This window comes from Pontimicrobium sp. MEBiC06410, from assembly GCF_053601615.1.
Window position 1 is genome coordinate 180,426 of the sequence record NZ_JBSHNT010000157.1, and the last position, 25,483, is coordinate 205,908.

23 protein-coding genes are annotated in these 25,483 nt (G+C 30.7%); 10 read left to right on the top strand and 13 right to left on the bottom strand.

The window, feature by feature from the left end; all coding sequences use genetic code 11:
• Positions 1-29: 29 nt before the first annotated feature.
• Positions 30-1,622 carry a sensor histidine kinase gene (locus tag ACVC08_RS12960; RefSeq protein WP_452602324.1) on the top strand — a complete coding sequence of 531 codons (1,593 nt, stop codon included), beginning with the start codon at positions 30-32 and terminating at the stop codon, positions 1,620-1,622.
• A gap of 1 nt (position 1,623) precedes the next feature.
• On the opposite strand, the gene ACVC08_RS12965 is transcribed toward ACVC08_RS12960, so the two are convergent.
• The 4 genes from ACVC08_RS12965 to ACVC08_RS12980 form a co-directional block, all read right to left on the bottom strand.
• Entirely contained in the window at positions 1,624-3,975 is a 2,352-nt protein-coding gene (locus tag ACVC08_RS12965) for a T9SS type A sorting domain-containing protein (protein WP_452602325.1), read from the bottom strand.
• Positions 3,976-4,308: 333 nt separating this feature from the next.
• Entirely contained in the window at positions 4,309-5,904 is a 1,596-nt protein-coding gene (locus ACVC08_RS12970) for a hypothetical protein (protein ID WP_452602326.1), read from the bottom strand.
• A gap of 105 nt (positions 5,905-6,009) precedes the next feature.
• Entirely contained in the window at positions 6,010-6,597 is a 588-nt protein-coding gene (locus ACVC08_RS12975) for a hypothetical protein (RefSeq protein ID WP_452602327.1), read from the bottom strand.
• A complete protein-coding gene (locus ACVC08_RS12980; protein WP_452598814.1) occupies positions 6,590-7,132 on the bottom strand; it encodes an RNA polymerase sigma factor in 543 nt (180 codons plus the stop codon). Before ACVC08_RS12980 ends, ACVC08_RS12975 begins: the two co-directional genes overlap by 8 nt.
• Positions 7,133-7,316: 184 nt before the next feature.
• Between ACVC08_RS12980 and ACVC08_RS12985 the strand changes: the two genes are divergently transcribed.
• Positions 7,317-7,871, top strand: coding sequence for a DUF2911 domain-containing protein (locus ACVC08_RS12985; protein WP_452598810.1), 555 nt, complete (start codon positions 7,317-7,319; stop codon positions 7,869-7,871).
• 5 nt (positions 7,872-7,876) lie between these two features.
• Complete coding sequence (gene meaB, locus ACVC08_RS12990) at positions 7,877-8,956, top strand: methylmalonyl Co-A mutase-associated GTPase MeaB (protein WP_452602387.1); 1,080 nt, start codon at positions 7,877-7,879, stop codon at positions 8,954-8,956.
• A gap of 226 nt (positions 8,957-9,182) precedes the next feature.
• Here the strand turns inward: meaB and ACVC08_RS12995 are convergent, their stop codons facing one another.
• Positions 9,183-11,201: a zinc metalloprotease gene (locus tag ACVC08_RS12995; protein ID WP_452602328.1), complete on the bottom strand. Its 2,019-nt coding sequence runs from the start codon at positions 11,199-11,201 to the stop codon at positions 9,183-9,185.
• A gap of 432 nt (positions 11,202-11,633) precedes the next feature.
• Between ACVC08_RS12995 and ACVC08_RS13000 the strand changes: the two genes are divergently transcribed.
• From ACVC08_RS13000 to ACVC08_RS13015, 4 genes are read left to right on the top strand one after another with little or no spacing between them, the layout of a single operon-like run.
• Entirely contained in the window at positions 11,634-12,344 is a 711-nt protein-coding gene (locus tag ACVC08_RS13000) for a hypothetical protein (protein WP_452602329.1), read from the top strand.
• Positions 12,345-12,356: 12 nt separating this feature from the next.
• On the top strand, positions 12,357-13,022 hold the full coding sequence (locus tag ACVC08_RS13005; protein WP_452602330.1) for a hypothetical protein: 666 nt from the start codon (positions 12,357-12,359) through the stop codon (positions 13,020-13,022).
• Positions 13,023-13,034: 12 nt separating this feature from the next.
• Positions 13,035-13,790 (top strand): sensor histidine kinase, encoded by a 756-nt coding sequence (locus tag ACVC08_RS13010; RefSeq protein WP_452602331.1) that lies wholly within the window; start codon positions 13,035-13,037, stop codon positions 13,788-13,790.
• 11 nt (positions 13,791-13,801) lie between these two features.
• The gene (locus tag ACVC08_RS13015; protein WP_452598806.1) at positions 13,802-14,446 is read left to right on the top strand and encodes a response regulator; all 645 of its coding nucleotides are present in this window, start codon (positions 13,802-13,804) and stop codon (positions 14,444-14,446) included.
• A gap of 22 nt (positions 14,447-14,468) precedes the next feature.
• On the opposite strand, the gene ACVC08_RS13020 is transcribed toward ACVC08_RS13015, so the two are convergent.
• Positions 14,469-15,410, bottom strand: coding sequence for an NAD-dependent epimerase/dehydratase family protein (locus ACVC08_RS13020; RefSeq protein ID WP_452602332.1), 942 nt, complete (start codon positions 15,408-15,410; stop codon positions 14,469-14,471).
• Between the two features lie 233 nt (positions 15,411-15,643).
• Between ACVC08_RS13020 and ACVC08_RS13025 the strand changes: the two genes are divergently transcribed.
• Genes ACVC08_RS13025 through ACVC08_RS13035 form a run of 3 tightly spaced genes read left to right on the top strand, consistent with a single transcriptional unit; the run spans position 15,644 to position 18,604 of the window.
• Positions 15,644-16,357 carry a glycosyltransferase family 2 protein gene (locus ACVC08_RS13025; RefSeq protein WP_452602333.1) on the top strand — a complete coding sequence of 238 codons (714 nt, stop codon included), beginning with the start codon at positions 15,644-15,646 and terminating at the stop codon, positions 16,355-16,357.
• Complete coding sequence (locus tag ACVC08_RS13030; RefSeq protein WP_452602334.1) at positions 16,357-16,980, top strand: lipid-A-disaccharide synthase N-terminal domain-containing protein; 624 nt, start codon at positions 16,357-16,359, stop codon at positions 16,978-16,980. Before ACVC08_RS13025 ends, ACVC08_RS13030 begins: the two co-directional genes overlap by 1 nt.
• The gene (locus ACVC08_RS13035) at positions 16,973-18,604 is read left to right on the top strand and encodes an ArnT family glycosyltransferase (protein ID WP_452602335.1); all 1,632 of its coding nucleotides are present in this window, start codon (positions 16,973-16,975) and stop codon (positions 18,602-18,604) included. Before ACVC08_RS13030 ends, ACVC08_RS13035 begins: the two co-directional genes overlap by 8 nt.
• Here the strand turns inward: ACVC08_RS13035 and ACVC08_RS13040 are convergent, their stop codons facing one another.
• The 7 genes from ACVC08_RS13040 to mnmA form a co-directional block, all read right to left on the bottom strand.
• Positions 18,605-19,177: a phosphatase PAP2 family protein gene (locus ACVC08_RS13040; protein ID WP_452602336.1), complete on the bottom strand. Its 573-nt coding sequence runs from the start codon at positions 19,175-19,177 to the stop codon at positions 18,605-18,607.
• 155 nt (positions 19,178-19,332) lie between these two features.
• Positions 19,333-19,560, bottom strand: a complete 228-nt coding sequence (locus ACVC08_RS13045) for a hypothetical protein (RefSeq protein ID WP_452600068.1) — start codon at positions 19,558-19,560, stop codon at positions 19,333-19,335.
• Positions 19,561-19,621: 61 nt separating this feature from the next.
• Positions 19,622-21,001: an MATE family efflux transporter gene (locus tag ACVC08_RS13050; RefSeq protein ID WP_452602337.1), complete on the bottom strand. Its 1,380-nt coding sequence runs from the start codon at positions 20,999-21,001 to the stop codon at positions 19,622-19,624.
• A gap of 81 nt (positions 21,002-21,082) precedes the next feature.
• Complete coding sequence (locus ACVC08_RS13055; protein WP_452600066.1) at positions 21,083-21,619, bottom strand: hypothetical protein; 537 nt, start codon at positions 21,617-21,619, stop codon at positions 21,083-21,085.
• 1 nt (position 21,620) lies between these two features.
• Positions 21,621-22,562, bottom strand: coding sequence for an NAD(P)H-dependent flavin oxidoreductase (locus ACVC08_RS13060; RefSeq protein ID WP_452602338.1), 942 nt, complete (start codon positions 22,560-22,562; stop codon positions 21,621-21,623).
• A gap of 14 nt (positions 22,563-22,576) precedes the next feature.
• Positions 22,577-24,196, bottom strand: coding sequence for a S8 family serine peptidase (locus tag ACVC08_RS13065; protein ID WP_452602339.1), 1,620 nt, complete (start codon positions 24,194-24,196; stop codon positions 22,577-22,579).
• A gap of 23 nt (positions 24,197-24,219) precedes the next feature.
• The gene (gene mnmA, locus ACVC08_RS13070) at positions 24,220-25,431 is read right to left on the bottom strand and encodes a tRNA 2-thiouridine(34) synthase MnmA (RefSeq protein WP_452602340.1); all 1,212 of its coding nucleotides are present in this window, start codon (positions 25,429-25,431) and stop codon (positions 24,220-24,222) included.
• Between the last annotated feature and the right edge of the window lie 52 nt (positions 25,432-25,483).

Consider the following 25,483-nt stretch of genomic DNA (forward strand, 5'->3'; position numbering starts at 1 on the left):
TTCTTCCCTCGCACAAGCAACCATAAATTGTGAAACACCTTAAATATCACATTATATTAATAATAGCGCTCATTGTTGGAGGGGTTGTATTGCAGCATCTAATTAACTCTTATAATAATACAGAGAAGCAAAAACAAATAGATAAGTTAAATAAAATTCACCTAAATGCTGTCTCTGATGCAGAATCTAGAATTGATAACTATGCAACACTTGTATCTTCTATAAGAGGGTATGTAAAAAATTCTAAAGAATTTCCTAAAGAAGAACAAATTCAAAACTACTTACACGACCTTCTTAGAGACTTAAAATTTAATGATTCTTTGTTGGTAAATTATGTTGATAAAGCCCATGTTATTAAATATGTTATCTCGCCAAACCAAATAGACCCATCGAATTTAAAAGGAGTTTCTGCCAGAGATTTTAGACCAAAAGAAGAATTAAAAAAACTTGAAGAGTTAATGATGCAAGATAGCATTAGCCTTTTCCCTCCCATTAATTTAAAAGAGGGCTGGGCTGGTTTTCCGTTTAATTTTTCTGCAAAAAACTATGAGAATGAAGTTGTTGGTTACATATCTCCTATTGTAGATGTAAAATATTTATTAAATACATTTTATGACAATGATATAGACCTCCAGTTTATACATCAATTTACAATAAATAATACTATAGATTTATCTAGAGAAGCTGTTTACGATGGTACCAAAATTTACAATACTAATAGAGATCTTGAATTTTACCAAAACTTTGATTTCTTAAATAAAGATATTATTTCGTCTAGTATTAACCTTTATGGTTTAAACTTAAATATTACAAGTGCTTACAAAGAGACGCCTACTATAAATAATGCTTTTATGTGGTTATCGTACTCTTGGTATGCCGTTTTTATGTTATTTTCTATTATATTATTATTTCAGTTATCTAAAAATAAAAAACTTAATGCTGGGTTAAAGGCTGCTAATAAAGAAATAGAATTAAAAAATGAAGCTTTAGAACATAGCTTACATAAAAATCAAACTTTAATAAAAGAGATTCATCATAGGGTAAAAAATAACATGCAAATGATTTCTGGTTTATTAGAATTACAAGAAGATGAATACCAAGATGAAAAAATTATAAAAGCTTTAGAAGAGAGTAGAAATAGAATACAATCGATGTCTTTGGTTCACGAGAAGTTATACAATAGCGCCTCTCTACAAGATATTAAAACTAAAGAGTATATAGTACAGCTTATTGCTTTTGTTGAGAATACTATTGGCGGAAAAGAAGTCTATGTTTCAAAAGAAATTAATGTTCCAGAGGATTTAATTTTTGGAGCAGATACTACCGCTAATCTTGGTTTAATTATTAACGAGTTAGTAACTAATTCTTATAAGTATGCCTTTTCTAAAAAAAGTATAAATAAGATTAAAATTTCTATTACTAAAAAAGAAGATATTTTTGAATTAATTTATTTAGATAATGGTAATGGTGTAAATAAAGATTTCGATTTTGAATCGAGCAATTCGTTAGGAATGAAACTAGTTTATGTTTTAACCGAACAGCTTAATGGGCATATTCAATACGATATTGAAGCAGAAACTTTTATTATCTACTTTAAAGCCATGGAAAAAAGTGTTAAATAACTTACTCTTTAATTATTTTTCTAGTCACTACCCCTTTATCTGTTTTAAGCATAGTAAAATAAAGGCCTGCTGTCAATTTACTTGTATCTATTTTAGATACTAATTTTAATGTTTCATTCTTAGCTCTAATTACTAATTGACCATTAGAATTATAAATAGCAATCTCTTTTAAATTAGATTTAGTTTCAATAATTAATTCATTCTGCACTGGATTTGGAGAAACTTTTACATCTCCTTCATTAAACTCTACAACACTTAAACTATTAGTTACAATTAGAGTTTCTTCGTCATTTGTAATAATTGGAAAATTAAAATCGAAATAGATTTCGGCTGTATTACTAAATATATCTCCTTCTACTAAAGTTGGCAGTGTTTTTATTTTGAATAAAACATAACCATCATTATTTGCGTCATCAAATGGTAAGTTTATATTCTCAAATATAAATTCTACTTCATTTGTGTTTTGAATTCTCGTTACAAAACTATGACTTGCATTTAAAGGTATTAAAGATGTTACATCATATTTAGTTTGATCTATTATATCTTTTACTACAATATTTATAGCATTTGCTGTTCCTGTATTTTCAAATCTAATTAAATAATGTAAATATTTTCCAACTGTACTTTCTTCTATCTCCTCTCCTTCTAAACAAGTTTTATCATTAGGGTCAAAAGAATTCACAACTAACTGCCTTAACGACATTGAATTATCTCCTTCTGTTTCATCATTAGCAATTGGGGTAATTTCAGCTATATATGATAAAATATCACCTCCATTTAGTGGGAAGTTAGGATTTGTTGGTGTATTTAAATCCATTGTTATATCTATCGTTCTCGTTTCAAAAGGTAATAAATTAGTATAATTCCACAATAAAATACCATTTGTATCATTAACTGGGCTTGGGCTTGCACTTAAAAAATTTGTCTCATTAGAATTATTACTATAATTAAACGTAATATCTCCAGACAGTGTTGTATTACCTTTATTTTTATATATTAACTTATAAGGAGCATTAAAGCCAGGTCTTGCCTGCACTACTGGTACAATAGTTATTTCTAAATCATCATGAACACCGTTAGGTACTATACAAAAATCTTGAACATTAGGGCTATTATCTGTTGGAAAATCGACAACGATACTCGTTGGAATAGTAGAAAAATAAGCACTATTTTCTAATTGAGGTGTTATAGTACTTTCACCTTCATAAAGAGATAAATTGTAATTTCCCGAATTATTAGAAAAAGCAATACTATTATTACCACCATTAGCAATATTAAACTGTAATTCTGGAAAAAATGCATCACCTACATCACAGCCATTGTTATTTAAATCTAGCCTATTTACCCCTTCTACAGTAAAAATAGCTCCTCCTGGGTCTAACGAACAGTATGTGTTAACAATACAGTTAGTAATACCATATTGGCTAACCAATGCTGCCACATCATTTAACTCTTCATTATCAACACATACAGATCCTAACATGCTTGAGTCTGGGAATTCTAAATTTGATAATACGCTACCATTTTTAATATTTAATGTTTCTAATGCAAAATTTTGTGATGCATTTAAAGTCTCTAATAGTGTATTATTTGACACATCTATATTTAGTAAATCGAAAGCTCCAATAGTACTTAAGTTTTTTAAGTTTATATTATTACTAACATCTATAGTTGATAATCCATTTGGATAAGATATGCCTATAGTTTCTAGGTTTAGATTTTGAGAAAAATCTAAATTTGTACCTCCAAACATATCTATATTAAAACTAATTAAGTTTACATTCTGAGAGAGATCTACGTTTGTTAAAACCGTCATCCCTAAATACAGTGTTTCTAAATTTACTGCTCCACTAAAATCTATTGCATTTAACTGTAAAGCATTAAAAATTTCTAAAAGTTCTAAATTTGGCTTAGTTCCTAAATTAAAATTATTTAAACCTCTGTAATCTGGTATTCTTATTTCTCTAAGGTTTTGGTTATTATCTCCAAGGTCTACAGACACTAATGGAGTTGTAATAGTATTATTAGCAGAGGTATCTATAGTTAGTTTTTCCATGTTAGAAAATGCTTCTAATCCTGTAAAATCTGCAATATAAGTAAGTGAACTTGTAGCTGTATCTAAATATTCATTGTTAGGAATTACTAGGCTTATTACAGCTAATGCCTCATTTAATTGAATTTCACCATCATTATTTAAGTCAATATTACTATCTCCAATATTGTCATTATTAGTATCAACACAATCATTCTCTAAAAGAATATTCTTAAAAGCTGTGTCTGGAATATTAACTATTTGTGCTTGTATTAAAGAAATTGTTAAACAAGAAAATAATAGTAAGTAAAATTGTTTCATGTATTTATTTTTTAGGCTTGTAAAAGTAGCTATAAATACTTCAAACAAAATTTTCTTTAATGTTATTTTATTCTTAAAAGTTAATTATAAATATGTATTAGTTTTTCAGAAAAACACATTTATAATATCTATTAAATATTAATAACAAATTGTTTCTTTTTATAATTTATTATGAAAGAATAGTTTACAAGCTAAAAAGGAAACACTTTATAAGTGTGCAATGTCTAGATTAACAACAGGTAAGAATCCTGTTTAGAGCTATCTAAATAAGTGGTAGTTTTTTTGAGCTAATATAATAATAAGCTCAAATAGTTTTTGTACTAAAAAGGAAAGTTATTGTGCTATAACACTACTGTATTTTGCATTTATTACAATAGTTTTATTTGTATTCATGCTATTATTTGGAGTGTTTTTTATGGTTGTTTTACTTATATTTTTATTATTAAACAGCGATCGTTTTCCTTTAAAAATTAAATTAAAATCTGTAGATTTTGGTAATTTAAGAGAAGCTTCGCTATTTTCTAAAACAAGGTTTAAATTATTAAATGATGGTAAAATATCTTTAATTATTAAATCGCCAAAACTACCATTTATTACAGTATTCCCTCCTAAACGATTGACTATTACATTTGAGGATACAGAATTTAAAATAATATTATTTACACTTTTCAACATAGCATTCTCAACATAATTTAGCTCTAACTCCCCTTCTGCCCAATCGCTTACATTTATATCTGAGTAAGATACATTAATGGAAGTATCACTTCCATTAATGTTATCTGCTTGTAATGTTGCATGCGCAATGTTCCCTTTTGGGTTATGTATTACCGAAACCATTTTAAGTTCTCCATGCTTAACGTTTAGTTTTAGTTTAGCTTTTTTAGGCATTTTTATTTTAATTACCTTTCTTACTTTTTGATTTGCTGCTCCTTCAAAAAATAAATTATTATTTCCAGCTGCCTTTTCTTCAAGTAATCTTGCATATTCTTCATGTTCTCTTTCTAAGGCTTTAGCTCGTTCTTCAATAATTAAAGTGTTTCCTTCCATTTTCTCTGCAAAGTTTTTTTCAAAGTCTTTTCCCCATGCTTCCATTTTCTTCCCAAACTTTTCTCCAAACTCTTTTCCAAATTTCTCACCCCATGCTTCCATTTTCTTTTCAAAATCGCCATTAAATTTTTGGCTAAATTTTTCTCCAAACGCTTTTCCCCATGCTTCCATTTCCTTTTCATAGGCTTTAAAGTCTACTTTACTAAACTCCTTGGCCCAGGCTTTCATTTTTTCTTTGTATTCTTTACCATACTTTTTCTCGTAAGTTTTACTCCATTGCTCTAAGTATTTTTCTCCTTCATCTTTATACTTATCGTAATCAAAGTTAACATTAGATATTCCTTCTGGTAATTCTGGCAATTCTGGTAATTTAGGCATATTTGCTTGTAATAATTCTTCTTGAATTACTGCTACATTCTCTAATGCTTTTAAATTTTCAAGTGCTTTTAAGCTTTCTAGTTCTACAAGTAGTTCTGGCATTTCTGTAATTACTGGCATTTCGGCTAACTGCCCTTCTAAGTTTTTTAAGGCTTCTAGAGAGGTGTTATCTAAATTACGCATTTCAGTTATTTCCCATAACCCTCCAGATTTGTTAGATTCTATTGTTACCTCATCTGTTGTTCCATTAATATTTACTTTCCAAGCTTTTAATGCTTTCTGCAATTGCTCTTTTGTTAATTTATCGCTTTCCATATAGGCTTCTACTTCTATATAGTTTTTATTCCAGGTATCGACTTCTATGTCTGTATGTGTTGTATTTAGGTTTATAACAACATCTTTATTTGCTTTTATAGACTGCGATGCTTTCTCTAGTTTTTGCTGAGCAGACAGACTAAATGTCAACAAGCAAATGGTGATTAATTTTATATTTAAAAATTTCATTGTTTTGGTTTTAATTGCAATGCAAAATATAATCTACATTACCTATTCGTTTTTTGATTTTTTTTGTTATGTTTTATACGATTATAATTAATAACATGCTCTCTTTTAAGCTTGTTCTGCTTCTATAGTTTTTAATCGTTTTAATTGCTCTTGAAGGCGATACATTAGGTTTAAACGTAATTTCAAGTTATTTATTAATGCATTTACGGTTAACTCATCTGGTCCGTTTGCTAGTTCTAAAGACAGTCTATTATATTCTGTATTTAGCTCTTCTAGTTTAGCTATGTAACCATCAAATAATTCTTTATTTTCTGGTGTTATTTTTACTTTAGATAGCTCTAAGTTAATGTTAGCTACATAATAGTCTTCAACCTTTTTAAATTCTGGAGAAATATCTCCTAATGTTGTAATTTTTTTTGCTTCAGATTCTTTTTTAGAGTCTTCGCCTTTATTTACAACTTCTATAGGCTCTATCGTTTCTGTATCTCCATTAAATACTTTATATGCGCCATAACTTATTCCTAAAATAATTACGATGCTTGCCGCTATATTTAACCAGCTAAACTTAGGTTTGTTTTGTTGTGGTAAGGCTGTATCTAACTTATCTAAAAAACGAGCTTCGTGTCCTTGCTTCATTTTTTCATTTGTTAGTTTGCTATCCTCCTCAAACAATTCTCTTATATCTCTAGCCATAGCTTTTTTGTTTTAATAAATCTTGTAATTTTATTTTTCCTCTAGATAATTGTGTTCTTGATGCTACTGCCGATATCTTTAATATCTCTGCAATTTCCTGATGGTCGTACCCTTCTATTAAAAAAAGCATAACCACATATTTATATTTATCGGGCAATCGCTCTATTGCACTTTTAATATCATCTAGGGTTGTATCGTCTTCTACTAACCATTTGCTATTATCTACAGTATCTACGACTTTTAGGTGCACCTCATCTAACTCTACTAAGCGTTGCTTTTTTAGTTTTAGATAGTCTATACTTTTATTAATAACAATACGTTTTAACCAAGCTCCAAAAGTAACATCCCCTTTAAATTGATGCAGTTTAGAAAAGGCCTTAATAAATGATTCTTGCACTACATCTTCTGCCTCGGCTGTATTAGCTATAAAGCGTCTGGCTACACAATACATACCATCGCAATACTTATTATACAATTGTAATTGCGCTTTACGATTGTTTTGCTTACACAACTTAATAATATCTGTCGAGACTATTTTCACTTTTGGTTTTTGGTTGTTGTTCTCACTAAAGACGACACAAAAATTCTTGTGTTGCAAAAAAGTTACATTTTTTTTCTAAATCTATAAGAAAGCTACAAAATTTTGCGTTTTTATAACAGTTATTATTTATAAACTGTATTTTTTTGAAGTATCTTTATCCTTTCAAATTTTTAACGTAATGAGCATTTTTTTAAAGCGCCTTATAGTTCTATTATCCGTAGTTGCTGTAGGTGTATTTTGTTACTCCTATTTTACTGGAGGTATATTTAATAAACCTTTAAGTCCTAAGAAAACTGTAAGTTTTTCTGTAGATGATATTGAGTTAGAAGTGTTTTATAATAGACCCTCTAAAAGAAATCGTGTGGTGTTTGGTGCTTTAGTTCCTTTTAATGAGGTATGGAGAACAGGAGCAAACGAAGCAACTACTTTTGAAACCAATAAAGCATTAAACATTAATGGGAAAATACTTCCTGAAGGGAAATATACACTTTGGACGATTCCTAATAATGATTCTTGGGATGTTATTTTTAACTCTAAACAATATAAATGGGGTGTAGATGAAACTATGAAAGCCATGAGAAACCCAGATTTTGATGTTGTCGTTTATACTGCTCCCGTACAAAAACTTAACACTACAGTAGAACAGTTTACCATTGCTTTTGATAATTCTACAGATAATTTATCGTTAACCATGGCTTGGGATGACACTAAAATTGTTGTGCCTTTAAAATAAAATAGATATTGAATTTAGAGTCTAAAAAATCTGCGTTAAAGGAAAACGATGGTATTTCTCCTCCAGAAATAACCAATGCCTCGTCTATCTCTAAGATTAAATTAAAACGTAGAACGCAACCTAGTGCAGAGGATTTAGTTAAAGCCATTATTAAAGGAGATATTACTGCATTAAGTAGAGCTATTACTTTAGTAGAAAGTAGAAACAGTAAGCATTTAGAAAAAGCAAACGCCATTATTAAGCAGTGTTTACCTCATGCTAATGCATCGGTTAGAGTTGGTATAACGGGAGTTCCTGGTGTTGGAAAAAGTACTTTTATTGAAGCTTTTGGTAATTACTTAACTAGTGTTGGTAAAAAAGTTGCTGTACTTGCTGTAGACCCAAGTAGCACATTAACAAAAGGAAGCATTCTAGGGGACAAAACCCGAATGGAGGATTTAGTTAAAAACAAAAATGCTTTTATTAGACCTTCTCCTTCTGGCGATTCGCTCGGTGGTGTAGCTCGTAAAACACGTGAAACCATTATATTATGCGAAGCCGCTGGTTTCGATACCATTATTATAGAAACTGTTGGTGTAGGGCAAAGCGAAACGGCTGTACATAGTATGGTAGATTTCTTTTTACTCTTAAAATTAGCTGGTGCTGGAGATGAGTTACAAGGTATAAAACGCGGTATTATTGAAATGGCAGATGCTATTGCTATTAATAAAGCAGATGCCGATAATATAAAGCGGGCAAAACTTGCAAAAGTAGAGTTTAATCGTGCCTTACATTTATATCCTGAAAAAGCTTCTAGTTGGCAACCTAAAGTAACAACTTGTAGCGCCATTAATAAAGAAGGGATAGATACTATTTGGGATATTATTACCGAATATATTTCTATAACCTCTACAAATAACTATTTTGATACTAAACGTAACGAGCAAAATAAATTTTGGTTATTACAAACTATTGAAGAGCAGTTAAAACATGATTTTTTTAACCATTCTACTATAAAAGCAGAACTTAATAAACAGTTAGCTTTAATTGAAGCTAATAAAACGACGCCCTTTGCTGCAGCCGATTATTTATTGAATTTAAAATAGTATTTGTATGCAAGTAAAATACTTAAGCTTCAATTCTTAAAAAAGCTTACATAGAGGTCCTTTATATTAAATAAAGAGGCACATTAATAATAGTATTCCTCCTATTATAAACAGAATACGCTCCAAGCTAACCATAACTACTAACACTCCTTTTTTGTGCTATAGAATGTAATTCTATTGATAATAATACTATTACTAAGTACCTCTTACTGTTATAAGTTTATTATTATTTTTGTTTTTCTACTTTAAAAGCAAAATGTTGACCTCCTATTTGTTTTTGCTTATTATATTGTTCAACTTCAAATTCAAAAACAGCTTTATTATACTTTAAGCGCTCTGGGTTTGTAATAAATTCTATATCTAAGGCTAACGTTTGTGAACTGTCTAATTTAAAATCTAATAATTGTGCATTTCTATCCGCTACTAAATAGCCTCTATTGGTTTGTTCTATTCCTTTAGTTTTTAATTGCCCTGTTTCTTTTAGGTATTTTATTAAAGGGCTCTCTGGGCTAATATATAATTCACCGTTATTTAATATATTTTTAATTCTTGGAATATCGAATCGTAGTGTATATACCTTTGGTGTTCTTGTATAGTTAGAGACCAGTACAGAAGCATATCGCCCTCCTGAAGGAATACTTACTGTTACATTTTTCCAAACTATATTATTATTATTTTTAACATTATTACCTAAATTGGTAGTTTCTGGAGAAGTCATTCCATAAGGAGCCGTACTACTTGTTTCTATTCTAGATAATAGGCAAAAGTGCGCTTTATCTGCTCCAAAAGCAGCATAGTCATTAGGGTTTGGTGTATTATTCCATTGAAACTCTAAAATAGTATAACCAGAACCACTTACTGCCCCAGTAGGTTGTACGCCTAAAGGCGACCCATAAACTGGAGACCCTACACTTCCATCCCATGGTGTTGGCCAACTTAACCCTGTAGATGCCTTCGCCCAATATAATCTTACATTAGCGCTTGCAGATGTAGTACAACCTCTATTACGTACTTTTACATACACGTAGTTTGTAGCTCCACCTATTGGGTTTTGGTGTTCTTCATTAGTTAAGCCATCGTTTGTGTTTCTTACCCACATATCTTCGCTTCTATAAAACCTAGTAGATTCATTATTAGGTTCATTTCCAACATCTGCATCTGTATCTTTAGAGAATAAATCGGCTCCTGCTATTGCTGGCGGTGGTATATCGCCTTGAGAACTTACAATACTGGCTCTTGTTGTATACAATACAGCGTCCATACGTTCAGACTGTCCTAATGTAAACATCGTCATACAATCGTCGTTTACATAATCCATAAAATTCATATACATATCGCCGTTTGGCCCATTACCACAAGTTATTGATGGAAAAGATGGACAACTATAATTAGGACCTGCTTGGTTTGGTGTATCTGCAACCTGATCACTTCCTGTACAAGCGTTACCATCATCACCCCAAATATGCCTTAAATTTAGCCAATGCCCAATTTCATGTACTGCTGTTCTTCCCATATCAAAAGGAGCTGTTGCTGTTCCTGTATCACCAAAATATTGATAATCCATTACCACACCATCTTCATCTGGCCTAGAGGCTAAATCTGAAGGAAAAGAACCGTAACCTAAAAGTGTACCCGATAAATTACAAACCCACATATTTAAATATTGGCTAGAGTCCCAACCATCTACTCCTCCACTACTCGCAAATTTCACAGGGTTTCTTGACGTTTCCGTAGCTGCAAATGGATTAAAGCTAAATGTAACTGTACTAGTATTTGTTCTTGTAATTCCAGTAGTTGGATTACAGTTTTCGTCTCTTTGCGCTAATTTAAATTCAATTTTAGAATCTGCAGCTAAGCCACTAAAAGCAGATGGTATTGTACTTGCATCTGCATTGTTACGTCTAAAATCTCGATTTAAATTTGCTATTTGACTTTGTATTTGTGCATCTGATATGTTTTCTGCACTTGTATTATATACCACATGCACTACTACTGGTATAGTAACGACTTGAGATCTAAAGTTAGATAAACCGCCTTGTCTTATATTCTCGACATAGTTAGTAATTGTATTTTCTAAATTACGTTCGTTTCTGGCAAATTCTGCATCATTCTTTATACGTTCTTGGTAACCGTTCATGGTTCCACAATTTCGTTCTCCTTTAATTCCTGTTTGGTCTTTTATTGGACCACATGCACACATACATAGTAAAAAAAGTACTAGTGCTTTAAGTTTTTTTGTTTTCATAATTAGTATGTTTTATTATTAATAGCGTATTTTATTATTTTAAATACACTACAAATTTGCATACTACACCACTTAAAATCAACAGCTTAAAACCTATTTCTTTTATTTTTTTAACGGCTTTAAAAGAGGGAAAAGACTTTTGTAGGTTTAAGGGGAAACACTTAAAGGTATATTAAATGGTATAATCAACAGAGAGTCAAATACATATAATATTTTACAAAAACAAAAAATACTATTAACCTTAAACTCTTTTTGCATAAAGGATATTACCTATTTAATATAAGGAAAAACACCCTATTATTTATAATAAATAAACCCAAAACACTGATTATCAATCACTTGAAAACAAACATAAATACTTGTGTTTTTTAATCACGTTGAAACTACTTATAATTATACTAAATTTGCATAAACCAAAAACCCTCCATAATTATGAAAAAATTTTATCCCTCGTTAGTTATTATACTAACACTGTTATTAATTATTGTAACTGGCTGTAAGTCGCTTCCAAATATAGATTACCCAAGTAATCCTAATGAAACGTTACAAGGCCACCTTATTACAAAAGAACGCGCATTAGCAATAAAACAGCAATACGATTCTCTTAGGTTGGATTTATTTGAAGACAAGTTAAAAGATGTATACCATGATGATTTTGAAGACACCCAATTTGTATGGATCTCACTAGATAAAATGAAAGCGTACATTAAATATTTAGAGCGAATTCAAAGAAAAAACAGAGATAAAGATGTTTCTGGTATACGTGTTTATTTTGCTGCTTATCCTAATAGAACAAACGAAAAGTACCCAGGAAATCAAACGAGTTTTATGGTACCAACTGTAAAAACAAATTTTAATGATCCAGAGTTTAACATTATGAATCATTTGCCTTTTGTTATACAGCCTTATACACCTAATGATCCTATTAAGGGAGACTTTATTCCGCTTGAAAATTTAATGATAGATTATAAAAAAGAGGATAGAATGACTTTGTATAATAAAACTAATGGGCTACAAAAAACTGCAGCTCGTTCCTCTCAAGCTATTAGTAGCTCAACAGCAGCTGCAGCTCAAGAAAATAATACAACTAAGACCATTTTAAATGAGTTTAATTTGGCTCCGCCACCTAAAGATGATGAATAATAGTTTATATATATGGATATTAAAAATCTAGTAGATTTACTTTCAAAAATAGGTACAATAATAGTATATATTACTGCAATAACTGGTAGTATATACTATTATAAGTATAAACATACAGTTTTAAAGTATTTACTATTAGTATTGTGGTATGCTGTAATCAATGAATCTTTAGGATATTATATAAGAGTATATACAAGCATAAATAATACTCTACTCTACAATATTTATTATTTGATTTATTTTTCGTTTTTATTTTTATTATTTAGGAGATATGTAAAAGAGAATAAGCATAAAAAATGGATTACCTTGTTTCATATTATTTACGTAATTAGTTTTTTTATTAATGGTTTTAACCAAGACTACTTGCAAGAAATTCAAGTAACTCCCTATATCATTGGTGGTTCATTAATTATAACATCCATAATTTTTTACTTCTCAGAAATTTTAAACACTAATAAAGTCTTATATGTTTCTAAAAACTTATTATTCTGGGTTAGTGTAGGTTTATTATTAATTTTTGCAGGAACTATCCCCGTTAGATTCATCATTAATTACTGGGACGAAGATGTAGTTGCTTATGATTCTTTAATAAAACTTGTTAGTTTTATTTTATATATTGTTATGTATATCTGTTTTATTATAGGATTTATTTGTAGTGAAAAAGATAGTAAATATTAATATTATAAATTTATGACAGAAGATTCAAACGACATAGGGCAATTAACTATTTTAATAGCCGTTGGTACTTTAGTTTTTCTCTGTATCATTATTATAATATTATTTATAATCTTTCAGAAGCGTAAAAATATTCTTTTATTAGAACAAAAAGAATCAGAAAAACGTTTTGAGCAAGAAATAGGAAAAACCCAAATAGAAATTAGAGAAGAAACCTTTAGAAACATTAGTTGGGAGCTTCATGATAATATTGGACAATTAATAACACTTGCAAAAATACAATTGCAAAACGGCGATACTATTGAGTCGGTTTTAGAAACATTAAATAAAGGATTAAAAGAACTAAGAACCTTATCTAAAGCTATAAATCCAGAAGCTTTAAAAAACATTTCTTTGGTAACTGCTGTAGACCAAGAAATAAATAGATTTAATCGCATTCAGTATATAGATGCCAAGCTAGAAATAATAGGAGAACAAAAAAAATTAAACCCAGAAGTAGAAATTGTATTTTTTAGAATATTACAAGAGTTCTTTTCTAACACTATAAAACATGCCAAAGCAACAGAACTAAATGTTATTATAGATTATAGAGAAACAAGTATAGATATTACAGCCAGAGATAATGGTAAAGGGTTCGATAAAGACAATTTAGATAGTGTAGGTATTGGTTTAACCAATATTTGCAAAAGAGCACAACTTATTAATGCCAAAGCTACAATAGAGTCTGTTGTAGGAGAGGGCACCTCTATACATATACATTATGTATATTAATACACTTACAAATGGAAACACATAAAATAGTAATTGTAGAAGACCATATGCTATTATCGCAAGCGATAAGTAGTTTAGTAAATTCGTTTGATAACTTTAACGTTTTATATTTATGTAAACATGGCAAAGAATTAGTGACAAAACTAAAGACCCCAAAAAACATTCCAGACATTGTACTCATGGATGTTAATATGCCTATTATGAATGGTATTGAAACTACAGAGTATTTAAAAACCAATTATCCAGATATTAAAGTTATAGCACTTTCTGTTGAAGAAGAAGAAGATACTATTATAAAAATGCTAAAAGCTGGTGCCAAAGGGTATTTACTTAAGGATGTAGAAAAAAGTATTTTAGAGGAAGCTTTAAATGAAGTTATAAATAATGGATACTATCATACTAAAGATATTTCTAATCTTCTTATTAGTACTTTAAATGAAGATTATAAAGATTCTAAAATACAGTTAAAAGACAGAGAAATAGAATTTATAAAACATGTTTGCACTGAATTAACTTATAAAGAAATTGCTGAAAAAATGTTTTTAAGTCCAAAAACTATAGATGGCTATCGTGATGCCTTGTTTTTTAAACTGCAAGTAAAAAACAGAATTGGCTTAGTTATTTATGCTATAAAAAATAAAATTATAAAGCTTTAAAGAAGAGTGAATAAAGCTAATTTTACAAAAAATTAGCTTTATACCATTCTACTTGTGCTCTAACCCCTTCTAGTAAAGTTGTTTGCGGGTTGTAATTTAATAGCGTTCTTGCTTTATCTATATTAGCCTTAGTACGTAATTGATCTCCTGCTCTAGCTGCAACATGATCTATATTTATTTTTTTTCCTATTACCGCTTCAACAGCATCGATTCCATCTTGTGTGGTATGTTCTACTTCGGTTCCTAGGTTTATAATTTCTCCATTTACTTTTGCTTCATTAGAGATAACACTTACAATACCATCTACAATATCGCCTACGTATGTAAAACTTCTTAAATGAGCAGCACTTCCATCATATAATGGAAAAGCAGTTTCGTTATATGCACATGCAATTAACTTGGTATACATTTTTTCGGGTCTTTCTCTAGGACCAATTACAGAATATAATCGTAATGAACAGGCATCAAACTGTTGTTCTCTACTTTTTTGAAGTACTAATTGTTCTGCTGTTAATTTTGTAACACCGTAATGAGATGCTGGTTTTGGCGCCACACTTTCTGGAAACGTAGCTTCAAGCCCATAAATTGAAGACGTTCCAATATTTACAAACAATTTTAAATTGTTAAGCTGTAAAGCATAATCTATTAAGTTTTTTGTTGCAATTATGTTGTTTGTAAAGTAATCTTCAAATGTAGAAGTTACAGAAATCCCTGGCTGAGCCGCAAAATGAAATATATAATTAATATCTTTTGGTAAAACTTCTGCTAAATCCTCGTCTCTTAAATCTTTATTTATAATAGTAACACCTTGACTGCTTAATGCTTTTGCATTTAACTGTTTTAAATCTAAGCTATAATAATCATTAAAGTTATCTACTCCGATAACATGATGCCCTAAGCTTTTTAATCGCTCGCTAGTGTGAGAGCCTATAAAACCAGATGCTCCTGTTACTAATATATTCATTATATCTATTTTATGTCTTAAAATTATGAGGTCTGTATGTTAAAACGTCAAGTTATTTTCTTATTGTATTTATACTAAAAAAACGACGTAATTATTTACATTTTAAATCTAGTAAATAAACTAGACTTTGTCCCTCATAAATTGTGCTTATTTACTACAAAGAAACATATTTTATTTGATACTCATTTTCTATTCTTAAAAAAACAATACATTTGTAAGATTAATAAAAATTTATGAGTTATCATTTTACAATAGTTGTTCCCGTTTATAACGAAGAAGACAATTTATTACGAGTTGAAACAGAATTACTAGCTTATACAAAAATAGCTTCTAAGGCAACTAAAATATTGTTTGTAAATGATGGCTCTAAAGACAAGAGTCAAGCCATAATAGAAGACATTTGTAGTCGTAACCCAGAATTTTCATATATCCTATTTAAGGAAAACAGAGGTTTAAGTGCCGCCATAAAAGCTGGGTTTGATTATACCGAAACAGAATTAGTAGGTTATATCGATTCTGATTTACAAACTGCTCCTTCCGACTTTAACTTACTTTTAGAGCATATTGGCCCTAATGATTTAGTTACGGGCGTACGTGCTAACAGAAAAGATAGTTTTGTAAAAAACATGTCGTCTAAAATAGCCAATGGGATTCGTAGAAGTTTTACTCACGATGGTATGGACGATACGGGCTGCCCACTTAAAGTAATAAAAACCGATTACGCAAAACGTATTCCTATGTTTAAAGGGTTACATCGTTTTCTACCTGCAATGATTTTATTACAAAATGGTACTATAAAACAAATTCCTGTACAGCACTTTCCGCGTATTGCTGGCGAAGCTAAATATGGTTTATGGAATAGGCTTTTAGGACCTTTAATGGATTGTTTTGCTTACCTCTGGATGAAGAAAAAATATATTAACTACTCCATTGCTAAAAAAGGTTAATGAGTGACTGGATTATATATAGCGTTGGTTTTTTAGCACAACTACTTTTTTCTTCTCGATTAATAGTACAATGGATAACTAGCGAAAAACAAAAGAAAGTTATTACACCTAGCCTATTTTGGTCGTTAAGTTTAATGGCATCCTTTTTATTGTTTATATATGGTTATCTGCGTAACGATTTTGCCATTATGTTAGGCCAAGGGTTAACCTATTACATATACATTCGTAATTTACAATTACAAAACCAATGGCAAAAAGTACCTAAGCTGTTACAATGGGTTTTCTTTTTAATGCCTGTTTTTGTTGTTATTTTTTATTATAACAATAATAAAATAGACGTAACTTTATTATTTAAAAACGAAGACATTCCCTTTTGGTTATTGGCATTAGGTATTGTCTCTCAAATAGTATTTACATTACGTTTTGTGTTTCAATGGCTGTATTCTGAAAAGAAAAAAGAATCTACCTTGCCTCTAGGTTTTTGGGCTTTAAGCCTTATAGGTTCTCTACTTATTTTAACGTATGCTATTTTTAGAAAAGATCCTGTGCTTTTTGTTGGTCATATCTTAGGCGCAACCATATATATTAGAAATCTTATTTTATTAAAGAAACAAGATGCTTAAAATCTTAAAAAAATATCCTGTTCTATTACTTTGTCTATTTGTAGCTATCATGTTACTACCTAATTTAGACACCTTACAAGTAACTATTATGGAGGCTCGTAATTTTATTACAGCAAGAGAAATGATAGAAAACGACCATTGGATATTAACAACCATGAATGGAGAAGCACGGTACCAAAAACCACCTTTACCCACTTGGTTATCTGCCATATCTACAATGATATTTGGAGTAAAAAGTATTTTTGGAATGCGTTTACCAGCAGTTTTTATGGTTATGATTGTTGGTAGTTATATGTTTTATTTATCGCGTAGTATATTAAAAAGTAGACTACATAGTATGGTAAATGCGTTGGTTGTTGTGACTTCATTTTATGTTATTGGTATAACTATAGAAGCACCTTGGGACATTTTTGCTCATGGTTTTATGCTTATTGCTATATACAACCTTAATAAACTCTTTAAAAAAGAACAAATCAATTGGTCTGTAGCCTTACAAGCTGGTTTTTTTATAGGGTTGTCTATATTGTGTAAAGGGCCTGTTTCTATTTATGCCCTACTACTCCCTTTTTTATTAGCTTATGGTTTTAGTCTTAAATACAAGTATATAAAACGAAAAACAACAGCGTTGTTTAGCATACTTATTATAACCCTTATAGTAGGTGGTTGGTGGTATTTATACGTTCGCTTACAAGATCCAGAAACCTTTAATACTATTACTAGTAAAGAAACTGGAAACTGGACAAGTTATAATGTAAGACCTTTTTATTACTACTGGAGTTTTTTCACGCAGAGCGGGTTATGGACTATTCCTGCTGTTATAAGTTTACTGTATCCTTATCTAAAAACAAGAGTATCTCATTACAAAGCCTACAAATTTAGTTTTTTATGGACTATTTTTGCAGTAATATTACTCTCTATTATCCCAGAAAAAAAATCACGTTATCTAATGCCTGTACTTATACCTTTGGCTTTTAATATTGGTTTTTATATCGAGTATTTATTTAGGAAATTTATAACCTTAAAAGATAAACGAGAAACTATTCCTGTTTATTTCAATTTTGGTCTTATTGCTACAATAGCCATTGCCTTACCTTTTGTTTTATTTTTTGCTTTAAATATAGAACTGCAAAATCCTTGGTTTATATTTGCTGCTATTGTATTCCCTGTAACTGGAGTTTACCTTATAATTCAATTACTAAAAAAACAAATTAAAAATGTTTTCCTATTAACAGTATTCTTTTTTGCATCTGTATTTGTTTTTGGTTTACCACTAATTGAAGCTTTAAAAAGTGATGCTTACAAACCTATCTCCGATTTAAGAGCCGAAAATGAAATGCGCGGTATTAAATTATACGCTTATAACTATATTGCTCCAGAAACTATTTGGAATTACGGTGGTATTATTAAACAAATTCCTATAAAGAATAAGGAATATATTTTTCCTACCGATAGTGAGTTTGGCCTTTTAGTTAACGATATGACCGAGAAGCAAAAAACTATTTTAAATACTAATTTTGATGTTAAAGAAATTACTACTTACGATTTAAATTTTGCAAAAAAGGATAGTAAACAGTATAACAAACGTTTGTTTAGCACATATTACATTGTTTCTAGAAAACAATAATTATTGTAACGTAAAACGACGCTGTAAATACTTATCTAACTTATAAAACCCAAAACCTGACAAAGCTCCAAATAGCATTCCACTAACAATATCTAAAGGGTAATGTACACCAATGTATACACGACTGTATGCCATTGCAAATGCCCAAAAAAGTAATATAAAAATTAAATATTTATATTTTTCTCGTAACATTAACCCTGTAAAAACAGCAACTGCCATAGAGTTAGAAGCATGCCCAGAAAAATATCCATATTGCCCACCACACCCCAATTTCACTAAACGCATTGCTTCTGCTACACCAGGCTCGTGGCATGGTCGAAAACGTTTAAAACCGTGCTTAAACAAATTTGTTACTTGATCTGTAAACGTTATCATTAATGCTATAACAATAAGCGTTAATATAAACATTTTAGTGTTTAGCCTTTTGTACATTAAAAAGATTAGAAGTGCATACAACGGAATCCAATTTATTTTTGTTGTATAAAACATCCAGAAACCATCCCAAGTTGGGGTTCCTAAACCATTTAAAAATAAAAACAATTCTTTGTCTAATTCTATAAGCTGTTCTAACATATTATATTATTTGTGCATTAACCACAAGGATTTTACTATTAAACTATTACTATATCTTTTTTGTGTTAAAACAAACAACAAAAAAGATAGTGCTACAATTACAAAGTACTCACCAATTGCTTACTAAATAAAGTAGAAGAGTAACCCCATACGTGTTAGTCCTCGTAGCGCGATACTTCTCTGTCGTAAAAAGCAGTAGCTTCCTTAATTAAATTTTCGGTTTCTAGCTCTAATTCTTTTTGATCGTGAGTATCAAAATCTTCAAACCACTCCACTTCATCATCTTCAAGATTTATAATAAACCTTGGAAAATCTGTATGAATTACAAAAATAGCGTTAGGAAAATCTGTATTATCGCCTAGTATAAATTTAGGAAGTGTCATTTTTATATTATTTTTTACAAATATAAAACTTTTGAATTCCTGTCCTCACAGGAATCACAATCTATTTTAACTCCGTTTTTATTAATCTTTTGGTCAAGTAGTTAAATCGAATGAAGAGTAAAATAGAAGCTGTAGTTAAACCTGCTAATAAGCCTAGCCAAATACCAAAGCTTCCATAAGTTTCTGCTGTTCCAAAATACCAACTCACAGGAAAACCTACTACCCAGTACGATATAAATGTAATTATTGTAGGGATCTTAACATCCTGCAAACCACGTAAGGCTCCCAAAACTACAACTTGAATACTATCGCTAACTTGAAAAATAGCTGCTGCTAATAATAATTTTGAGGCTATACCTACCACTTCCATATTATCATTATAGTTAACTACATCATCAAAATCTACATATAATCTTGGTAAGTAATCATGAAATAAAAGAAATATTAACCCGAAAGCAACAGCAAAAATAATTCCTAATAAAAATAACGAGAAGGCAATTCTACGTAACTCAAAATATTGTTTTAGTCCTTTTTGATTACCCACTCTAATCATAGATGCGACACTAATTCCCATAGCAACCATAAAGGTCATAGAACTTAAGTTTAAAGCTATCTGGTTTGCCGCTTGTGGGTTTTTACCTAATAATCCGCTTAACCAAATAGCCGCTGTAAAAATAGCGACTTCAAAAAACATTTGCATAGCACTTGGCGCACCTAAACTAATTAGTTTACGAAGCATTAATTTATCTAATACAAAGAACTTTATATTGGTTACAAAAGCTTTTGTTTTTTCTTTGCCTTTTAACAAAAACCACATATACCATAACATTACAAATCGAGACACTAAAGTACCATACGCAGCTCCAACAATGCCTAATTCTGGAAAACCAAACTTTCCAAAAATAAGCAGATAATTTAAAGCAACATTAACTAGATTCGCTACTATTGTGGAATACATAGGATATCGCGTCATAGACATCCCATCACTAAATTGCTTAAAAGCCTGAAACACAACTAAAGGTATTAACGAAAACGCCACCAAATCTAAATACGGTATGGCCAATTCTACTACCTCAACGGGTTGCTTCATTAAATACATTAAAGGTTTTGCAAAAAAGACACCTAAAAATAGTAGAATCCCCAAAACTGTACATAAAAACAAACCATGTTTAAATGCCGACTTCCCTTGCTTGAAATTATTTGCCGAATCTGCTTCTGCAATTAATGGTGTTATTGCTGTAGAAAAACCTATCCCTAAGGACATCGCTATAAACATAAAGCTATTACCTAAAGATACTGCCGCTAATTCTGCAGTACCCAATTGCCCCACCATTATGTTATCTATAAAACTAACAAAGGTGTGGCCTAGCATACCCAACATAACTGGTGCTGCTAATTTCCAATTGTATTTAAATTCTTTAGTGTAGTCGCTTAAAACCATTTGGCAAAAGTACTGCTTCGGTTTTTGTTATGCGAATTTTATTTGGAGGATTTACTATTTTATATAGTTATTAAAAACACTTTAGTTATTCTTTAATTTTTTTAAATCCCAAATTTTCTCACAAACATTTAAGAAATTTCGAAAACCTCCTTCTTCGGTATTAACATTAGGAGCATAAATGGTAACGTTAATATTGTAGTTATAATCCGTGAAAGATAAATCGTAAACACTCCCATCCAACACATTCCGATTTTTACGAAAATCTTTATTTAACTCTTTAATATCTAATTTATTCAAATCTTTGACAATCTCATCAAAAATTTCAGAATCAATTTCTATACTATTTATAGGTTTCCAGTCTTGTAAAACTTCATCAACAACATCTTCATTAGCATACTTGCTTCCATATTTAAATGAAAGATAAGTAATACTATCATTTTCTCTATTTAAACGAACTGTTACTAGTCTTTTCGGATTGTATTTTAAAACACTTCGAGTTATACTTAAACTAATCTCTTCTATTTTAATTGTTTCTTCTATTTTGTAATCATTATTTTGCGAATGGGTATATACATTGCATAACAAAACAAAAGTCAATATTAATACTATCTTTTTCAAATTATATTTTAGCTATACTACTCTTAGCTTCCTCAAACTCCATAACCATTTCCTTCACAATCTCTGCAACCGATTTTACATCATGTATTAATCCTGCAATCTGTCCAATTTCTAATTCACCATCTTCTAAATCGCCTTCAAACATACCGCGTTTGGCACGGGCACGACCTAATAATTCTTTAAGCTGTTCTGGTGTTGGTGCAGTTTTGTATAACTCTTGTAGTTCATTAAAGAATTTATTTTTTACTAAACGTACTGGTGCTAACTCTTTTAATGTTAATTGTGTATCTCCTTCTTTAGCGTCAACAACAACCTGTTTAAAGGCATCATGGGCTGAAGATTCTTTGCTAGCCACAAAACGACTACCTACTTGAACACCATCTGCTCCTAAAACCATACAGGCTAACATGGCTCTACCAGTTGCTATACCGCCTGCTGCAATTAATGGTATTTGTAATTGCTCTTTTACCATAGGTATTAATGTTAACGTAGTTGTTTCATCTCTTCCATTATGGCCTCCAGCTTCAAAGCCTTCGGCTACTATAGCATCTACTCCAGCGGCTTCTGCTTTTAACGCGAACTTTACACTACTTACCACATGCACTACTGTAATCCCTTTATCTTGCAACCATTTGGTCCATGTTTTAGGATTTCCAGCAGAAGTGAATACAATCTTTACACCTTCTTCAACAATAATATCCATTATTTCGGTAATATTTGGATATAACATAGGTACATTGACCCCAAATGGTTTATCGGTTGCTTTTTTGCATTTTTGTATATGCTCTCGTAATACATCTGGATACATGCTTCCTGCTCCTATTAGACCTAAAATCCCTGAGTTACTTGCTGCTGATGCTAGTTTCCAGCCACTATTCCAGATCATTCCTGCTTGAATAATTGGGTATTGTATATTGAATAATTGGGTAATTCTATTGTTCATTTATTTGTTATCGTTTAATTGATAATAAGTTTTATAGTTTTTGATAGATCGTTTGTATCTATTTTTAATAAATATATTCCGTTTGCAAATACCGATACATTAATTTTAGACTCGGTATTTGTTACTGTTGTTTCTAATACTTTCTTTCCTAGAATATTATATAATTGTACTTGTACAGACTCGTATACCGATGGGATTTCTATTGTTAATTCGTTTTGTACTGGATTAGGATAAATATTTAATGTTGTATTAGTTTCTAATTCTTCTACAGATAAACCTTGATTTAAAGCCATTGCTAAATCTGGAATACCATATCCTAAAAAATAGTCTGGTGATGCATATTGCGAAGCAGATTCTCTAACCAATTGCATTATTTCTGCATTATTTAAATTTGGTAATGCTTGCCATAAACACACTATGCCTCCTGCTATAATAGGAGAACTAAAAGACGTTCCGTTTGATGTAGTTACGACATCGTTTTGGTTTATAACGGCACTTGCAGCTCCTTGTACTACAATATCTGGTTTTTGCGTTGGTTGTATGGCACTACCTTGCGAGCTAAAACCTGCATACGTTCCATCTGCTTGTACTGCTCCTATTGTTAAAACACCTGCTGCATCTGCTGGAGCATTTAATCCGCTTGCACCTGAGTTTCCTGCAGAATTAATTAATAACATCCCTTTTTCGAATGCTATATTTGCGCCTTTGGTTATATAGGTTGTATTTCCATTAATATCTTGAGAGCTGTGGCTATAATTTGGATTATCGTATGTTTTATATCCTAAAGAGGTATTTATAATATCTACCCCTAAACTATCTGCGCGTTCGGCAGCTTCAACCCATAGACTTTCTTCTATAGGGTTTTCGTTTGGTGCATTTTCTGTTCTAAATAAGTAATAACTAGCATCTGGTGCTGTTCCTACAAATTGATCTTGCACAAAACCAGCCATATCACTTAATACTAATGTACCATGTGAACTTGTTGTATTTGCATAGACGTCGCTAGTTCTATCGAAAAAATCGTAACCTCCTAATAAATTACCTGCATCTCTTAATCTTTGAAAACCAGCCATGGTATTTACATTAGGAAATCCTGCATCTATTACTGCAACAGTTATTCCTGTACCAGTATAACCGCCTAAATGTAATTGGTGTCCATTAAACATTTCTATTTGGTTGGTTGCACTACCATAATTAAAGGTCGTTTGTATATTATTTTCTACAATAAATTTGTTTTGTGTAATCCCTTGTGTTACTGTTTTAGCATTTAAACTATTATCTGCAAATGTTATAGAGCTAACAAATGCTAAATTTGATAAGGCATTAATATCTGTTTCCGTTCCACGAACATGTACAGCATTAAACCATTTAGATTTTGCCAATACACTAATTCCTGTCTGGGTTTTTAATTGAGTTATATAATTTTCATTAACTGGAACATCTCTATCATCTATTGTAACTCCATGCGCTGCCTTTCTATCTATTGCTTTTTGAGTTAATATAGTTATAGGGTTAGCTACAGAAGCTGCAACATTTTCTTTATCTGTTAAATAGATCCATGCGTCTTGTTGTGCGTATGCTAAAATAGATGTACAAAATGTAATGATTAGTAATAGTAATTTCATTTTTTTCATAATGCAAGCAGTTTTACTGCAAGTTATGAAATTACTCCTGAACCTACTAATTCATCTTCTAGATACCATGCAACAAATTGTCCTTCGGTAATGGCAGATTGCATGTTTTCGAATTCTACATATAATCCTGTATTAACTTTATATAATGTTGCTTTTTCCAACGCTTGTCGGTAACGTATTCTTGCTAATACTTGTAATGTTTCACCATCTTTTAAAGCTAAGTCTTCACGAATCCAATGTAACTCGTCATTGTTTACAAATAATGCTTTTTTGTATAGCCCTGGATGCGATTTTCCTTGTCCTGTATATATTACATTTTCTTCTACATCGGTATCTATTACAAATAGAGGTTCTACCATACCACCTACAGATAATCCTTTACGTTGTCCTTTAGTAAAATAATGAGCTCCTTGATGGTTTCCTACTATTTTACCTTCCGATACAGCGTATTTTGCTTTTCGAGATAAATACTGTAGTTCTTCTTCTTTATTAGAAAAATCACTTTTTGTTTCTGTATACGCTATATTCGTTTTAGGAATTTCTACAATTACACCATCTTTAGGTTTTAATTGCTGCTGAAGAAAATCTGGCAACCTTACTTTACCTATAAAACATAGCCCTTGCGAATCTTTTTTATCTGCTGTTATTAAATCTGCTTTAGCGGCAATAGCACGTACTTCAGGTTTTTGAAGCTCTCCTATTGGAAATAATGCTTTAGCTAATTGAGCTTGCGATAATTGACATAAAAAATAGGACTGGTCTTTATTATTATCTTTTCCAGATAGTAATTGATAGATGTTTTTTCCCTCTTTTTCTACTGTTCCTTTTCTACAGTAATGTCCTGTTGCAACATAATCTGCTCCTAGATCTAATGCAATCTTCATAAAGACATCAAACTTTATTTCTCTATTACATAATACATCTGGATTGGGTGTTCTTCCTTTTTCATATTCATTAAACATGTAATCAACAATACGTTCTTTATATTGCTCACTTAAGTCTACTGTTTGAAAAGGGATTCCTAATTTTTCGGCTACTAACATAGCATCATTACTGTCGTCTAACCACGGACATTCATCTGAAATGGTAACAGAATCATCATGCCAATTTTTCATAAATAGACCAATAACTTCATAGCCTTGTTCTTTTAATAAATATGCCGCTACGCTAGAATCTACTCCACCTGAAAGCCCTACAATTACTCTTTTTTTCATTTTTTTTATAACTGAATGCAAAGATACAAGATTTTAAAGTTTTCACATAGATAATCGGTTTTTGGGTTATACA

Excerpts from the sequence above, each read along its gene's own strand:
- ACVC08_RS12965 (WP_452602325.1), bottom strand. The coding sequence starts at position 3,975 with ATGAAACAATTTTACTTACTATTATTTTCTTGTTTAACAATTTCTTTA.
- ACVC08_RS12970 (WP_452602326.1), bottom strand. The coding sequence starts at position 5,904 with ATGAAATTTTTAAATATAAAATTAATCACCATTTGCTTGTTGACATTT.
- ACVC08_RS12975 (WP_452602327.1), bottom strand. The coding sequence starts at position 6,597 with ATGGCTAGAGATATAAGAGAATTGTTTGAGGAGGATAGCAAACTAACA.
- ACVC08_RS12985 (WP_452598810.1), top strand. The coding sequence starts at position 7,317 with ATGAGCATTTTTTTAAAGCGCCTTATAGTTCTATTATCCGTAGTTGCT.
- ACVC08_RS12995 (WP_452602328.1), bottom strand. The coding sequence starts at position 11,201 with ATGAAAACAAAAAAACTTAAAGCACTAGTACTTTTTTTACTATGTATG.
- ACVC08_RS13000 (WP_452602329.1), top strand. The coding sequence starts at position 11,634 with ATGAAAAAATTTTATCCCTCGTTAGTTATTATACTAACACTGTTATTA.
- ACVC08_RS13005 (WP_452602330.1), top strand. The coding sequence starts at position 12,357 with ATGGATATTAAAAATCTAGTAGATTTACTTTCAAAAATAGGTACAATA.
- ACVC08_RS13010 (WP_452602331.1), top strand. The coding sequence starts at position 13,035 with ATGACAGAAGATTCAAACGACATAGGGCAATTAACTATTTTAATAGCC.
- ACVC08_RS13015 (WP_452598806.1), top strand. The coding sequence starts at position 13,802 with ATGGAAACACATAAAATAGTAATTGTAGAAGACCATATGCTATTATCG.
- ACVC08_RS13020 (WP_452602332.1), bottom strand. The coding sequence starts at position 15,410 with ATGAATATATTAGTAACAGGAGCATCTGGTTTTATAGGCTCTCACACT.
- ACVC08_RS13025 (WP_452602333.1), top strand. The coding sequence starts at position 15,644 with ATGAGTTATCATTTTACAATAGTTGTTCCCGTTTATAACGAAGAAGAC.
- ACVC08_RS13030 (WP_452602334.1), top strand. The coding sequence starts at position 16,357 with ATGAGTGACTGGATTATATATAGCGTTGGTTTTTTAGCACAACTACTT.
- ACVC08_RS13035 (WP_452602335.1), top strand. The coding sequence starts at position 16,973 with ATGCTTAAAATCTTAAAAAAATATCCTGTTCTATTACTTTGTCTATTT.
- ACVC08_RS13040 (WP_452602336.1), bottom strand. The coding sequence starts at position 19,177 with ATGTTAGAACAGCTTATAGAATTAGACAAAGAATTGTTTTTATTTTTA.
- ACVC08_RS13045 (WP_452600068.1), bottom strand. The coding sequence starts at position 19,560 with ATGACACTTCCTAAATTTATACTAGGCGATAATACAGATTTTCCTAAC.
- ACVC08_RS13050 (WP_452602337.1), bottom strand. The coding sequence starts at position 21,001 with ATGGTTTTAAGCGACTACACTAAAGAATTTAAATACAATTGGAAATTA.
- ACVC08_RS13060 (WP_452602338.1), bottom strand. The coding sequence starts at position 22,562 with ATGAACAATAGAATTACCCAATTATTCAATATACAATACCCAATTATT.
- ACVC08_RS13065 (WP_452602339.1), bottom strand. The coding sequence starts at position 24,196 with ATGAAAAAAATGAAATTACTATTACTAATCATTACATTTTGTACATCT.